This is a genomic window from Kosakonia sp., assembly GCF_032104925.1.
GTDB lineage: Bacteria > Pseudomonadota > Gammaproteobacteria > Enterobacterales > Enterobacteriaceae > Kosakonia.
In genome coordinates this window covers 56459-71156 of the sequence record NZ_DAMCGF010000007.1, presented here as the reverse complement: position 1 = coordinate 71156, position 14698 = coordinate 56459, and the positions used below count along the sequence as shown (strand labels likewise).

11 protein-coding genes are annotated in these 14698 nt (G+C 55.9%); all 11 read right to left on the bottom strand.

The annotated features are described in order from the left end of the window. Positions 1 to 450 precede the first annotated feature (450 nt). The 11 genes from tri1 to RT644_RS15405 all read right to left on the bottom strand — a co-directional run bounded on the left by tri1 (position 451) and on the right by RT644_RS15405 (position 14692). Complete coding sequence (gene tri1, locus RT644_RS15455) at positions 451 to 1521, bottom strand: ADP-ribosylarginine hydrolase Tri1 (protein WP_313627219.1); 1071 nt, start codon at positions 1519 to 1521, stop codon at positions 451 to 453. Next, the gene (locus RT644_RS15450; protein WP_313627218.1) at positions 1521 to 2852 is read right to left on the bottom strand and encodes a PAAR domain-containing protein; all 1332 of its coding nucleotides are present in this window, start codon (positions 2850 to 2852) and stop codon (positions 1521 to 1523) included. The genes tri1 and RT644_RS15450 overlap by 1 nt, the downstream gene beginning before the upstream one ends. Beyond that, positions 2845 to 3651: a DcrB-related protein gene (locus tag RT644_RS15445; RefSeq protein WP_313627217.1), complete on the bottom strand. Its 807-nt coding sequence runs from the start codon at positions 3649 to 3651 to the stop codon at positions 2845 to 2847. Before RT644_RS15445 ends, RT644_RS15450 begins: the two co-directional genes overlap by 8 nt. Before the next feature lie 12 nt (positions 3652 to 3663). Next, the gene (locus RT644_RS15440) at positions 3664 to 5592 is read right to left on the bottom strand and encodes a type VI secretion system Vgr family protein (protein ID WP_313627216.1); all 1929 of its coding nucleotides are present in this window, start codon (positions 5590 to 5592) and stop codon (positions 3664 to 3666) included. Between the two features lie 60 nt (positions 5593 to 5652). Beyond that, positions 5653 to 6030, bottom strand: coding sequence for a DcrB-related protein (locus tag RT644_RS15435; protein ID WP_016495669.1), 378 nt, complete (start codon positions 6028 to 6030; stop codon positions 5653 to 5655). Positions 6031 to 6172: 142 nt separating this feature from the next. Continuing rightward, positions 6173 to 7645 carry a serine/threonine-protein kinase gene (locus RT644_RS15430; RefSeq protein ID WP_313627215.1) on the bottom strand — a complete coding sequence of 491 codons (1473 nt, stop codon included), beginning with the start codon at positions 7643 to 7645 and terminating at the stop codon, positions 6173 to 6175. Positions 7646 to 7671: 26 nt separating this feature from the next. Beyond that, the gene (gene tssH / locus RT644_RS15425; RefSeq protein ID WP_313627214.1) at positions 7672 to 10290 is read right to left on the bottom strand and encodes a type VI secretion system ATPase TssH; all 2619 of its coding nucleotides are present in this window, start codon (positions 10288 to 10290) and stop codon (positions 7672 to 7674) included. A 113-nt stretch (positions 10291 to 10403) separates the two neighbouring features. Continuing rightward, positions 10404 to 11447, bottom strand: coding sequence for a type VI secretion system baseplate subunit TssG (tssG, locus tag RT644_RS15420; RefSeq protein ID WP_045509790.1), 1044 nt, complete (start codon positions 11445 to 11447; stop codon positions 10404 to 10406). Next, complete coding sequence (gene tssF / locus RT644_RS15415; protein ID WP_313627213.1) at positions 11444 to 13315, bottom strand: type VI secretion system baseplate subunit TssF; 1872 nt, start codon at positions 13313 to 13315, stop codon at positions 11444 to 11446. Before tssF ends, tssG begins: the two co-directional genes overlap by 4 nt. Before the next feature lie 2 nt (positions 13316 to 13317). Beyond that, a complete protein-coding gene (tssE, locus tag RT644_RS15410; protein WP_313627212.1) occupies positions 13318 to 13887 on the bottom strand; it encodes a type VI secretion system baseplate subunit TssE in 570 nt (189 codons plus the stop codon). Beyond that, positions 13880 to 14692, bottom strand: a complete 813-nt coding sequence (locus RT644_RS15405) for a type VI secretion system accessory protein TagJ (protein WP_160269748.1) — start codon at positions 14690 to 14692, stop codon at positions 13880 to 13882. The genes tssE and RT644_RS15405 overlap by 8 nt, the downstream gene beginning before the upstream one ends. Positions 14693 to 14698 lie beyond the last annotated feature (6 nt).

Here is a 14698-nt window from a genome sequence, read left to right as displayed (position 1 = left end):
GAAGAGAAAATGCTACGGAAAACGTATCAAAAAAGCAGACGATGGGAATGTTAACAGAGCAACTCTATTAAGTACTGGCGTAAACGCAGTATTAATACAGGATCGTCAAGATATTCAAGCGGTGATAAATTCACCAGCGTTTTTATTTTCCGTGTCATCCATTCCAGCCCGCCCTTTTTGCCGATTTTACCGTTAACCACTATGGCGAGATCGTATGCGCCTTTCAGGAAATGACTTAATATAGCCACATCATTTGCGGGGTAAATAACGCTAAACGACTAAACAAAATCGTTCCAGACATCTTCCCCCGCATACTCACTTTCCAGCCCCATATTCTCCCCTGTGAAATAGCGTTCTCAATGTTCATTTACTCTGTAAAAATAAGAGAGAGGCGACACAGAAGACGCTCATTCAACTTTTGATGGTTAAAATTTCACTCGCTTTTTCTGCTTACAGAAAATCCTCATCAGGGGCGCGGTCAAACAACTCACCTGCAATGCGCGCAATACGTCCGTGTTGCACCAGTTTGTCTTTCCACTCCTGCGGAATGCCTGCGTAGCCGTATAACGCTCCGGCAATTTGCCCGGCTGTAGCCGCAACGCTGTCGGCATCGTCGGCCAGATTCGCCGCCAATAAAATCGCATCACGGAAGTTATCCGTATGCCATACCGCCCACATCGCCGCTTCGAGCGTATCGATAACATAAGCACTGGAACGGATCTGATCGCGCGTTTTCTGCTTGTATTCACCGGCATTAATGATAAGCACTCGTGCAGACAGCGGTACGATATGCGGTGCAAACGTTTTTTCTTTGTCGTATCCGTTAATTAAATGATGCAGGATCAAACCAAGAAAAAAACAGGCAGAAAGGGATTCAGACGCACCGTGCGTCGCCTGGCTTTGCGCCTGAGAGTCAAACCATATTCCACGCAACGTCTTACGGCGAAATATAGCCACCGGCGCTTCACGTATTAACGCTGCGTTACCCGCAGTATTTTTCTCCGTATTGCCCATCCACGTTTCACCTTGCAGGAGGTACTGCTCCAGCGCAAAGCGGGTCGTGTTGCCGATATCAAAGCAGATGCCATTACTGCTATTCTCACCCTGCTTGTACCAACGAACCAGACGATTGCGAAAGTCGCTGACATCCAGTTTATTGTTTTGCAGATAGGTTTCAGCAAGGCACAGCGCCATTGAGGTATCATCCGTCCACTCGCCAGCCTTAAGCCTGAAGGCACCGCCACCTGTCATATCGCTTACCGTATAGCGATCGCGTGGCTGAAATTCTAGCGTCGTCCCCACGGCATCACCTACTGCCAGCCCAACTAATGCGCCAATAGCCTTATCGCGAGCATTTTCTGTGGAAGTGATGAGCGGTCGCGCTTTATCCCAGGCATCATATTTGACAGCGGCAGGATCGTCGACTTCAGACAATCTTTTGCGGATGTTTGGGGGAAGGTAATCATAATACCGGTCAGCATAATTACTGATTATTAAGTCATCTGCATGCAAATCGATCATTAGAGTTCCTTCATGTGAATTTGGGTGATACCTGCTTCATCAGTACGGCTAATTACTTCAAACTGCGTATTACTTTTAAAGAGCACTTCTGTTTCCGTCGCATTAAATTCTGATAAGAAATCGATTTTCCTGCCTGAATACCCTTCCATTTTCATTTGAATTGGCCCATCAAAAGCTTTGTTAATATCGCTACTCACAAAGGCCCGATCAGAAACAGTATTACCCGGCGTGTATTGACTCAGTACTTCATCAGGCAAGCTATTCATACCACGGAACGTCGTCCCCGTATGAGCCGGAAGGTTATCCAAGCCTTCATTAATATGTTGGGCGAACGCTTCAAGTTCTGGTGTAAGTGGTTTTGTTCCACGCAGAGCAGGATTAATCATTTTGTAACCCGGGTCTGTAGTGTAGCCATGGAGTGCACCAACCTGATCATCGGTTAATAATTTAGACAAGTGTGGAGCTTTATTGTCAATTAACTCCCGTCCCCGGGCAATCCATTTACTTGCTTTTGCTTCACCAACGGCCTCTTTCAGGCTCATCAGCGGCTTAGCCGTAGCTACGGGTTTTACCGCTACAGGTTCGGCAACAATCTTACCAGCACGCCAGGCGTTAAACTTCGCCCCGCCTTTGGCACCCAGTCCGCCGCCAATAAGTCCGCCAGCCAGCATGCTCCATTTTTGGCCGTCGCTGCCCTCACCAAAAATCTTACCGCCAACGTAATTGCCGAGCGTTCCTCCGGCCATCCCCCCGGCGGTACTAAGTAGTGCAATGACCGGCCCGGCAATCACAGCGAGTGCACCAACACCAACACCCAGCATCACCCAGTTAACCCATTCAGGGATCTCCGGACTGATTTCATCTGTTTGCACCTTTGCGCCGCCAATAAACACATTGGCTGAACCTTGGTAGATCTCTGCGCTACAGGTTAAACGATCGCTAATGCGCGCAGCAGGATAATTATTGATGTAAACCTTTATCGAGCCTTCTGCAACGCGCTGGGGACTACCACTGTGTTCATCGCATTCGCCGAGCGAAAGATGCGCACGAATCGCCTTACGGCTATTGACGAAAACATCAGGAGAACCCTCCTTCAGCATCCCGGTAACATGCCTTGGCGCCCATGACATACTGCCAAGGACTTCACCTAAACCTCCGCCCGCGCAAGCACTGGCCGCAACAGCAGAAACGGCTACCAGCGCGGCGCCACCGGTTACCGCTACTGCAGCTACCCCCAGCAAAGCGCCGCCAATAAGGCCAGCAATCATCCAGCCTTGCGACGCCGTATGTGCAATGGGATCATCAACACGCGCGGCTTGATACTCACCCATGATTCACATCATCTCCGTCGCGCGCAAGGAAGCGCCGGACCCCATCTAAGGAATCCAGCCCCGCAACTCCCTCAAATGTTCGACAGGCGGACAGCTGTTGCGCAAGATGGTGTCCACTCGCCTCCGGAAGGGTCCACAGCGCATAGCGCACGGGCTGACTTCCGGGTACAGAAGCTATCCTCAATGCCTGCCCATCCTGTGCATAGAACAAAAACACGCCTTCACGAGCACGCTGCAGAGGTAGGTGCCGGTAGAGGGATTGTATACCGTCAAAAGCAGTCAAATGTTTCGTTTCTGTATCAAGTGCAAAGAATATTCGCTGATCATCAGCAAGTAGCATTTGCCCTGGCTCTGTTTCCCGCTCACGATGGAATTTGATGCTATGGATAATATCCTGATACTGCCGCTGGTAATATTCACTAAACTCATCAGGACATGTGCCAATATAACAAACAATTTTTTTGGCAGCTGGCTGCTCATCCAGCAAGACCACCGTCTGGCGCTGAAAAATAACCGTACCATCGTTTTTAAACTGATAATAAAGTTCAATCGCGGGTTTATCATCAATCGTCACGGGCTGCGACAATTCAAGGTGAAACTGTGGAACAGTAATTTCCAGTTCGCGTAAAATACGCGCCGCCACAGACTGAATATTTTCATCTTTTTTTGCGCTGGCTCGGGATACAACGAAAGTAAACTCACTTGCACCATTATCATTCAGGGTAAATAAATTCATGGTGCGATCTTTAAACACATCCGGTAGCGCAAGCGTAGCTTCCTGGAGAATATAATCAGCCATTCCTGTATCCCTTTACTCATTATTGTTAATAATAAAAAAGCTTTCGACTTCTTGTTGTATGGCACTTTGATGACCTGATCCAGGCGCAACTATCGCTGCCTGCCCCTCATCCGGATTTAAGTGCAACTCACCACCTAATGTATTTATCTGCCCTGTTTCTTTGACGGTAAAATTAAAATTATTGCCAACAATATTAATATTCCCATCGCTGGTTAACTCAATGGCACTTTCACCGCACTCCAGACGCAAAGAACTACCTGCAGACAAGGTGAATGAATTAACTACTTTATCTTTCCTGTCACTACCGGTTAAATTCAGCGTATTCACTTTTACGCCGCATTTTTGATCTTTCACCACTCGCAGCGTTTCATTTTCTCCTACAAATTGCGTATGATTTTTTTCAATGGTGTGCGTTTCATCATTCTCGACATCTACATCAAAATTTCGCTCTGCGTGCAGCCACACCTGCTCTTCGCCCGCCTTGTCTTCAAAGCGCAGGGCGTTGGCGTTATCGACCGAACCATCTTTCGAGCGGCTGAGGAAGCCCATCTGCGTGGCAGCAGCAGGTAATGCCCACGGCGGCATACTCGCTTCGTTATAGACGCGCCCGGTAACGATCGGCCGGTCCGGGTCGCCATTGATAAAGTCGATCACCACTTCGTCGCCCACGCGCGGGATTTGCACCCCGCCGAAGCCCTGCCCCGCCCAGGCACTCGACACACGCACCCAGCAGGAGCTGGTGTCATCGCCTTTCGCCAGACGGTCCCAGTGGAATTTCACCTTCACCCGGCCATATTTATCCGTCCAGATGCTCTCGCCCTGCGGGCCGACCACTTTCGCCGTCTGCGGCCCGTAGGTTTTCGGCCACGCCGTCACCGCCGCCGGGCGGAACACCACCGATGACGGGATGACGGTGAAATCGATGCGGTGCACCGTTTCGCCGTCGGAGCCGCTGGCATAGCGGTTTTCCTCGAAAAAGTAGTTCGCTTCGGTGGTCAGGTACTCGCCGTTATCGCTAAAAAACGGCGCGTTATACAGCGCAAAGGTGTTTCCCGGTGCGACACCAACCGCCGTGGCGGTGCCCTGAATCTGCTGGTGCTCCACCTGCCAGCGCTCCTGGCGGATACGTGCGTAATACTCCCCGTGACCGTGCTCGACAAAACGCCCCGGCCAGTCGTACACGTCAATGCTGCCCGGCTGCGGTGACGCCGGGTTCTGCCGCGCCTGGAACAGCCACGCGTTCGGCTTGCGGAAGTCGTAATCGTCGAGGCTGTAAATGCCCGGCGTCACGCTGTCCTCCAGCGCCCACTGGCTGATACCCTCTTCATCCGTGCTGCCGCCGGACGGCGTCTGGTGATACGGAATGGTTTCGTAGCCGCTGAAGGGCTGATGTTCGGTCGCCGCGTCGGTCAGCACCAGCACATGGCGGTCGGCTTCGTGGCGGAAATGGTAGGCGATGCCCTCAAGCTCCATCAGACGGCTGATGAAATCGAGGCTCGATTCCTGGTACTGCACGCAGTAATCCCAGGTGCGGTAACTGCCGGTCAGCTTATCTTCCACGTTCACCTGATATTCGCCGAGCAGCGTTTTCACAATCTGCGGCGCAGTCTGGCCCTGGAAGATACGCAGGTTGCGGTCGCGTTTCATCGGCCACAAATCCGGCTCCACGGTGAGCTGATACACCGCGTAACGCGTCCCCGAAAGTTCAACGGCGCTCACCGCCACGCGGGTGATTTTGCCGTTGATATAGCGCGTACCCGTTCCCTGGGTGGGAATATTGATGGTTGCGGATTGCCCCAGCAGCTTGCTGCGGTCTGCCCGCGCATCGGTGCCCAGCACCGTCAGCGCCAGCGTAAATGACTCGGACAGCGCTTCGCGCCCGGCAAGTTTCCAGAAAAGTAAGCCCCCGACGGGTAACGTCGCCGTGATTCTGTTCTGCATAACGAGAGATCCCTACTCAATGTCTGTCAACGGCAATCAGCGCACGGTAAAACCTGCACGCTATTTTGCGCGATGAAATTTAATACTCTGGATGATTTGTTGATATTGCTTTTGATGTTCTTCGCTGAATTCGCCAGGGCAGGTGCCCACGTAGCTCACCATTTTTTTCCCGGCGGGATCGTCGAGCAAAATTAACGTCTGTCGCTGGAAGATAACGTGGTTGTCATTTTTAAACTGGTAGAAGAGCTCCACGGCGGGATAACCATCAACTTCCAGCATTTCCGACGATTCAAGATGAAAATCGATGAGCGTCATCTCCAGCTCACGCGTTTTTCGGGCAGCGAGGGCGTGAACTTTATCGTCAGCTTTTGCATTACTTCGCGATACGACAAACGTAAATTCACCGCCACCCTGATTGCTGTGTGTTAATAAATTCATAGTTCTGTCTTTTTAATATAACGAGCGAGACGAGCGTTGTTATTGCAACAAGAAGACATTGCATCAGCATGCAATGTGAAAAGTGACGCGCGCGGGAATGGCTTCCCGCGCGCTGCCGGGCGTCAGCCCGGAGGAACCACCACTATTGTGCTTGCGGGTTGATAAGCCAGGTACCTGGCTGCCCAATAGTAATAGTCTGGCTGCGGGTCTGACCGTTGCCCTGCAGTACCAGGTTGTAACGCCCCGGTTGAAGCTTCAACGAGGCAAAACCGTTGGTGGCCGGAGAAACAGACTGCGCTTCGCCGTTCAACGTCAGTTTTTCACCCTCGTTCATACGCACAAAAATCTGCGCAACCGGCTCCTGTACCGCAGGCGCAGTGGTCTGGCTTTGTGCCTGCGTCTGCGTGGTTTGCGAAGGCGTCGCTGCAGGTGCGGTGTTTGTCTCCTGTAAGGTCTGGCGCGGCGGTTCAGCGGCCTGCTGCGTGGTCTGCTGCTGATCGCTGTTACTGGCGTTCTGCGTCGCCGCCGTGTCCGACGAGGAATTCCCGCCAAACAGCACCGCCCCCGCAATCACCCCAACGATCACGCCAGCGGCCACCAGCCCCGGCACTTTGTAACGCTTCACGCTACTCAGCGCATCGGTTTTTTCCGTCGTTTCTTCCACCGGCACCAGCATGGTACCCGGCTGTTTTACGCTCATGACGTCGTCGATCCCGGCGACCGGCATTTCAATCAGCGCGGCGAATTCATCCACCGTTTGCGGACGGTCTTCCATTTTCAGCGACAGCGCGCGATCCACCGCCTGCAACAGCGTATGCGAATACCCCGGCAAACCACGCTGCGTCAGGGGAACATAGGTATCCTGAATGCTGCGCACCACGCTTACCGGCGGCGGTGAGCCAATAATCAGCGTGTGCAGTACCGCGCCAAGGGCGTAAATATCGGTCCACGGCCCCTGCTCGCTTTCATTGTCGTCGGTGTATTGCTCAATCGGCGCATAGCCCGGCCGCAGCATGGTTTCGGTTTCATCGGATACCGAACCAATACTGCGACGCGCAGAGCCGAAATCGAGCAACACCGGCAGGCCGTTATCCTGAATCTGGATGTTATCCAGCGAAATATCGCGGTGCAGATAGCCTTCGTCATGAATGGTTTTGATAGCACCCAGCAGCATCGGCAGCATGCGGCGGATCCACGCTTCATTAATCAGCGTCGGGTTCTTTTCACGCAGGCGGGAAAGCGTGGTGCCGCTGTAAAACACCGTTCCCATGTAGGCGGTGTCGTTCTGCACCCAGAAGCGCAGCACATGCAGCAGATTCGGGTGGTTGAAGCGCGCCAGCAGACGCGCCTCCTGAATAAAACTGTTCAGCCCGGCGGTAAATGCTTTACTGAAGCGCTCGCTACGCAGCACCAGCGTCATGTCATCATTACGTACCGCCAGCGACGACGGCATAAACTCTTTAATCGCGATGGTTCGCTCAAGCTGGTGATCCTTGGCGCGATAGACGATGCCAAAACCACCGCCGCCGATCACTTCTAAAATTTCAAACTCGTTGAAGCGATATCCCGGTGGCAGTGCATTCGGTACACTCCGGTTGTTATCGTGATCCGTCATATTGGAAAACTCTCTTGATAATGGCTTTACGCCGCAAACTGACAGTGAAACTCACCCTGCTCAAACGTGACCCGTAAGCGCTTATATTGCTCGTCGCGCGCGCTGGCGTCGAGTAATAGCTGGCTCATCAGCGGCAGCAGTGTATTAGTAAGGATGGCGTCCACCATACGGCCGCCTGATTCGACTTCCGTGCAGCGGGCAACAATTTGTTCCACCACGCTGTCGTCCACTTCCGACACAATCCCGTGGTTGTCCGCCAGACGGCGCTGAATGCGTTTAAGCTGCAGGCGCACAATCATCGCCAGCATCTCGTCGCTGAGCGGGTAGTACGGCACCACCAGCAAACGGCCCAGCAGCGCGGGCGGGAAAACCTGCAACAGCGGCGGGCGCAGCGCGTCGCGCAGGGCGTCCGGTTCCGGCATCAGTTCCGGATCGGCGCACATGCCGGTAATCAGCTCAGTCCCGACGTTGGAGGTGAGAATAATAATGGTGTTACGGAAATCAATATGACGGCCTTCGCCATCTTCCATCCAGCCTTTATCGAATACCTGGAAGAAGATTTCATGCACATCCGGGTGGGCTTTTTCGATCTCATCGAGCAGCACCACGCTGTAAGGACGGCGGCGCACCGCTTCGGTTAACACACCGCCTTCGCCGTAACCCACATAGCCCGGAGGTGCACCTTTCAGCGTGGAAACCGTATGTGCTTCCTGGAATTCACTCATGTTGATGGTGATAACGTTCTGCTCGCCGCCGTACAGCGACTCCGCCAGCGCCAGCGCGGTTTCGGTTTTACCGACACCGGACGGGCCGCACAGCATAAAGACGCCTACCGGTTTGTTCGGATCGTCCAGGCGCGCACGCGAAGTCTGCACCCGTTTGGCAATCAGTTCCAGGCCGTGGCGCTGTCCAATTACGCGTTCGTTCAGGGTATCGGCCAGTTTTAACACCGCGTCGATTTCGTTTTTCACCATCCGGCCCAGCGGGATGCCAGTCCAGTCGGAAACCACGGCGGCGACCACGTTGGCATCCACCGAGGTAAACAGCAGTGGCGCGTCGCCCTGTAGCGCACGCAGTTCGGCCTGCTGTTGCGTCAGCGTGGCGCGTAAATCGGCCAGCGCCTCTTCCGGCGAAGTATGCAGCTGCGCGCGCAGCGCAATAATCGCGTCAACCAGCGCCTGCTCCTGCTCCCAGCGCGCCGTCAGTTCGTCGCGTTGTTGCGCCAGTTTTTCCAGCTCGACCTGCAATTTTTCCACGCGATCGCTTTCACCGGTCGCCATTTTCGCTTCACGGTTGGCAATCTCAACTTCCACGTCCAGCGCGGCGATGCGGTGCAGGCAATCTTCCAGCTGCGGCGGCGGAGAACTTTGGCTTACCGCGACGCGCGCACAGGCGGTATCGAGCAGCGCAACGGCTTTATCCGGCAACTGGCGCGCCGGAATGTAGCGGTGCGAGAGTTTCACCGCCGCGACAACCGCTTCATCCAGCAGCAGCACGCGGTGGTGTTTTTCCAGGGCGGAAACGGTGCTGCGCAGCATCAGAACGGCTTTTTCTTCGTCTGGTTCCGCGACTTGTACGGTCTGGAAACGGCGGGTCAGCGCCGGATCTTTCTCAATGTATTTTTTGTATTCCGCCCAGGTGGTCGCGCCGATGGTGCGAAGCTGACCACGCGCCAGCGCCGGTTTCAGCAGGTTGGCGGCATCGCCCGTGCCCTGCTGGCCGCCGGCGCCAATCAGCGTGTGAATTTCGTCGATAAACAGAATGATCGGCGTCGGGCTGGATTGCACTTCGTTAATCAGCGACTGTAAACGCGCTTCAAATTCGCCCTTCATTCCCGCGCCCGCCTGCAACATGCCGATATCCAGCAGCCACAGTTGCACATCCACCAGCGGTTCCGGCACATCACCTGCGGCAATCCGCAGCGCCAGTCCTTCAACCACCGCGGTTTTACCAACGCCCGCTTCACCGGTCAGCAACGGGTTGTTCTGGCGGCGACGCATCAGGATATCGACCATCTGGCGGATCTCTTCATCGCGCCCCACTACCGGGTCGATTTTGCCGTCGCGCGCCCGGGCGGTCAGATCCTGACCATACTGCGCCAGCGTGCCCTGTTGCTGCGGTACGCCTGCGCCTGCGTCATCGTTCAGCGCCACGGTGACCTGCTGGCTCTCTTTGCTGTTAGCGAAAATGGCGTCGAAGTTATCCAGCAACGCATCGGCGCTGATACGCTCAAACTGCGGCGAAATGCCTTTCAGCACGTTCGCCAGACTCCAGGTTTTCAGGATCCCGGCCAGCAGATGGCCGCCACGAATGCGCGTCACGCCATATTTTAACGAGCCATATACCCACGCGCGTTCCACGGCGGTATCAATGTGTTCTGACAAGTCGGAAACCGAACTTGCGCCGCGCGGCAGTTTGTCCAGCGCCGCGACGATATCGCGCGTCAGCGCCTCTTCATCCAGCGAAAAGTGGCGAATAACCTGTTGCAGATCGCCGTCCGTCTGTTGCATCAGTTGATGCAGCCAGTGAACCAGCTCCACATACGGGTTGCCACGCAGCTTGCAAAAGGCGGTGGCGCTTTCCAGCGAGGTAAATAACAGCGTATCGAGTTTGCCGAACAGAACGGCGCGGCTGATTTCTGACATGAGTTCATCCATTATTCATAATTAGTGTGCAGTCATCCTTACAAGCCAGCTCGTCGCGCGATACGACATGCAGGATGTGTGCGTACGTCAGACCAGGAAACTAACAACGGAGGTTACCCCTCCGGGCTGAAAACCAAATCTCCTCGCGCCTGTGGCCTGGGCTGTGTACCAAGCCAGGCGCTGTAACCCAGACGCCCGGCTCCACCAAGCGTGGCACCAGCGACATCTTCACTGCGCAAAATAACTTTCACCGCCCACTGGTACTCAATGCCCAGATACTGGCGCACCCAGTCGCGTAGCGCGGTAACCCACTTTTCACCCGGCATAAAGCGCCGGTAGGTATCGACGTTAAGCGGGCCAATTTCGATGCGAAACTTATGGCACACATCGCGTACAGCTTCGCCAAGAAACGCCGATTGCCCGAGGCGCGGCGCGTGTCGCCCGCCCTGTAAGCGCGCGCGTTCACGTTCACTGAGCGGCATCCACTGCGGCACGTTTTCGACAATGGTGACCGGCACGTTGAAATAGCTGCGCAGGATCTTCGCCAGCCCTTCCGGGTCGCGCCCGTTGCGGGTCAGATGCCCGGCAAGGGCAAAACGCGCGTGCGGGCTTAAGCTGCCTTTTTCCAGTTGTCCTGGCTGCCCCATGCCGATCAGCGAGGCGATGTACTGCTCAAAACGTTTGTTATCCTGGCGATCCAGCGAAACAGTCGGCTGCGCATCGGCCCAGGCGCGGTAAAACAGCAGCGCCAGGCGGTGATGAAAAAGATCGGCGAAGGCGCTCAGACTGTCATCCTGGTGGTGCGCGATACGTTCGCTGGCGTATTCAGTCAGGTGAACCGGCAGCGGGCCGTTGGGGCCAAACAGGCCAAAACTGAGAATCGAGACGTCATACAGCGACGAGTTTTCGCGTTGGCGCACGCTTGACAGCGTCGAGGGCGCAAAGCCAAGTGAGGGGGTTTGACCAATGCGCAACGGCTCAAAACGCGGCAGCGGCGCGCGACCCAGCGGGTAACGCTCACCGCCACGCGCATCGACGCGGCGCAGTAGCGTAAACAGATCGTAGCGCCACGGCGTCGCCATTACGTTTTGCCAGAATGCCTCCGGCAGCGCACTGGCGCGCGTAATGACCGGCGCGCTGCTCAGCGTTTCGGTCATATCAGCGCCCTCTTGCCCATGCGCGGCGGCCAGTAACCCACTTCCCCGCGCTGCTGGCTCTTAAGCGTGAACTCGGTAAAGCTGTTCATGCCCACCAGACGGGCAAAAACGCGCTCCAGCACGCTGCCAAACAGGTACGGACTGAAACCGGAGAACGCCTGCTCATCGACCGTCAGGGTAATGCCAATACCGCGCGCGAAAACAATCGGTCCCGGTTCCGGCACGCGGCGATGCACCGGTTCAAGCACGCAGTGGCGCACGCCTTCGATCTGACGCGCGACCGGCGCTTCCGCCAGCCGGGTATAAAGCCCCAGCAACTGCCGCAGCGCCGCAGCGCCTTCGCCGTCTTCGCCATCCATCAGGCTTAAATAGTTCATCTGCAACTGGCTGATCAGCCGCCAGGTGCTCAACCCTTCTGCCAGCACCGGACGCGGCGGTGTCGGGCCTTTGCGCAGTTGTAATGTTTTAACCGGCAGCGAATCCGGCAACACAAACTGACCAATCTCCTGCTGCAACATCAGCGGCAAGTCGCGGCTGGTGCACAGCACTTCGGCGGTGATGTAGCGTAACTCTTCCCGCCACGGCGCATGTTGTTCATCCACCAGCGAGGCGAACACTTCCGAACCGATGTAGCCGGTACGCGTGCCGTAACGCTGCGCATGTTCCGATAACGCACGCTGTTCGCGGCGCAGCGAAAAGTAAGCCCCGTAGTTACCTTCGTCCTGGCTCCAGCTACTCCAGAACGGGCGAAATGTTTGTTCATCACGCTGACCGTCGATGCTGGCGTGAATTTTGGTAACGGCGTAGATCTCGTAATCCAGCGGACGGATGTTATCGACCACCAGATGGTACTCATGCAGGCTGTCGCTCAGTTTCTGGCGTTCCGCCACTTTCGGGAACAGGTTAATCACTGGCGTGCAGTGCAGTGCGAGGTGGCTTTTATCCACCACCCGTTCAAGCTGCGCATCGGCTTTGTCGAGCAGAATAATGATATCGAAGGACTTCGCTTCGCCACTTTGCGCCAGCATCGTGCGCAAGCCATGCAGGCTGATAAACAGGAAGCGCGACGGAAAAGCAAAGTACTCCTGCAACAGGCGGTAGCCGTCAAAATTGCGCAGATCGTCCGGCAGCAGTGCCTGGTCTGCGCTGAACCCTTCCTGGCGCAGTGCATCGTCGGCCAGCACCAGCGGCGGGGTTTTCTGCCCGTTCGCCTGGCACAGGATGCCGACCTGATGCTCCATCACCAGCTCGAGAAGCTTCAGCGCCTGCATATCCGGGCCGCTTAAAAAAAACTCCAGACGGTCGAAATCAAGATGGCTGAGGTTTACCGGGCCGTCGCAACTCAGGCGAATACGCAGTGCGCTTTGCGCGCCGCGCTGGCTTAAACCGACCTGCGCGAGCGGCAGATCGGCGGGTACACCGCCCAGTTCCACCTGGCTGATTTTCAGCGGCAGCAGCGTGACATCATGCGCGGTGGTGTAACTACAGGTGACGCCGTTCTTTTTCATCACCTGGCTGTCCATCATGGTGCCGCGCGGCACCACAAAACCGTTGCTCAAATCGCCTTTCGCGCTGTCCGGTTGCAGTTCGGCAATCGCCATGGACGGCGTGGGCGCAAGGTAATTCGGCGCGACCATTTCCAGCAAACGCTGGGAGAAACGCGGGAACTCGGCGTCCATTTTTAACTGCACGCGCGAGGTCAGAAAGGCAAAACCTTCCATCAGGCGTTCGACATACGGGTCAGAGACGTCCATGCCGCGCATACCCAGACGCCCGGCAACTTTCGGGTAGCGTGCGGCGAATTCCTGACCCATTTCGCGCAGCCAGGCCAGTTCGCGGTTGTAATATTCGAGTAATTTGCTGTCCATCGTTACCCCGCGTCTTTCAGCTCGAAATGCCCGTTTTCCAGATCCACATCGGTACGAAACAGGAACTCCAGCGGATAAGGCACGCACCACAGGCGGCCTTTGATCTCAATCGACAGGACGTTATGCAGATCCAGCGACTTAGTATCGGAGATGCAGCGCACCTGCAATCCTTGCGGAAGAATGCGCGGTTCAAAATGCAAAATCGCGTCGGTCAGTTTGCGCTGGATATCCTGCCATTCGATATCCGACATGCGCTTGCCCGCCAGCGGCGACACGCCAAAGTTCACCACCGAACGCCGCACCTGGTCAAAACCGGAGAGATCCTGTTGCGCTTCGTTATTAATGGTGTTGAACAGCCACTGCAAATCGCGCAGCACATGGCGGCGCAGCGCGGAGTGCGAAACCAGATTGTTGTTCACCGGCTCCTGCACTTTATCCGGCGCTTCATCCGTCAGGCGATCGAGCAGCGAAGGCTGCATTTTATCGCGCGCGCCAACGGTCTCTTTCCCGCGCCGCGAGCGCCAGCCGCTACGCAGCAGGTCGCTCTCTTCATCATGCGCAGAGTTACTCATCTGCGGCTTCCACGTTAAAGCTGACGGTGGCGAGATCGAGCAGCGAATATTCGGCGCTGTCGTTAAGCCACACTTTTTGCCCCTGCCCGATATAGTGCGGCGCATCGCCTGGCAACGGCTGCCATTCGGTGACGCGACACAGCTTAAAGCGGTCATCGGCATTCGCATCCAGCGGGTAGCGCGCCGGGATCTGGCACACCTGTTCGCTGCCATCCTGCAAGCGCACCAGCGTGTGACGCCATACTAAATCGGTGACGCTGGCCGGGGGCTGGAACTGCATGGCGGAAATGGCGCTGAACGGCAGCCAGAAATAACGGCCATTGACGATAGCTTCGCAGACCGGGCCAAAGCGGCAATCACCGTCCATCAGCCAGTCAAAGTGCAGCGTTTGACCGTCCTGCGTCGTCAACTGCCCGGGGTTAGCGTCGGCCATTTCCAGCGCGGCTTCACGATCTGCGCTGGCATTCGCCGCTTCCGGCTCCAGCGCGCTGACCATTGATGCCAGCCACGGCCATTGTTGATCCGGCGTAACCGGACGCGCGCGACCGGCCATCACGTCCGCACGCTGGCGTTCGCCTTCAATGGCTTGTTCCAGCAGCGTAACGGTTGGCTGTGCCTGCGGTTTTAACGCCTGCCAGCTTTTTAACTGCGCCAGCGCGCGCGACCAGTTGCCATCAAGGCACAACAGTTGGGCGAACGCGGCGCGCAGATCGGCGTCGCCCGGCTGCGTGCGGATACGGCTTTCGAGCTGCGCCAGGCTTTCCCGCAACGATTCGCCCGCCAGTTGTTGAAACAACGTGTTCATCGCCGC

Bases quoted from the DNA above. Each gene is read 5' to 3' on its own strand.
- tssH (WP_313627214.1), bottom strand. From the start codon at position 10,290: ATGTCAGAAATCAGCCGCGCCGTTCTGTTCGGCAAACTCGATACGCTG.
- tssG (WP_045509790.1), bottom strand. From the start codon at position 11,447: ATGACCGAAACGCTGAGCAGCGCGCCGGTCATTACGCGCGCCAGTGCG.
- RT644_RS15440 (WP_313627216.1), bottom strand. From the start codon at position 5,592: ATGCAGAACAGAATCACGGCGACGTTACCCGTCGGGGGCTTACTTTTC.
- RT644_RS15405 (WP_160269748.1), bottom strand. From the start codon at position 14,692: ATGAACACGTTGTTTCAACAACTGGCGGGCGAATCGTTGCGGGAAAGC.
- RT644_RS15435 (WP_016495669.1), bottom strand. From the start codon at position 6,030: ATGAATTTATTAACACACAGCAATCAGGGTGGCGGTGAATTTACGTTT.
- RT644_RS15430 (WP_313627215.1), bottom strand. From the start codon at position 7,645: ATGACGGATCACGATAACAACCGGAGTGTACCGAATGCACTGCCACCG.
- tssF (WP_313627213.1), bottom strand. From the start codon at position 13,315: ATGGACAGCAAATTACTCGAATATTACAACCGCGAACTGGCCTGGCTG.
- tri1 (WP_313627219.1), bottom strand. From the start codon at position 1,521: ATGATCGATTTGCATGCAGATGACTTAATAATCAGTAATTATGCTGAC.
- RT644_RS15450 (WP_313627218.1), bottom strand. From the start codon at position 2,852: ATGGGTGAGTATCAAGCCGCGCGTGTTGATGATCCCATTGCACATACG.
- RT644_RS15445 (WP_313627217.1), bottom strand. From the start codon at position 3,651: ATGGCTGATTATATTCTCCAGGAAGCTACGCTTGCGCTACCGGATGTG.
- tssE (WP_313627212.1), bottom strand. From the start codon at position 13,887: ATGAGTAACTCTGCGCATGATGAAGAGAGCGACCTGCTGCGTAGCGGC.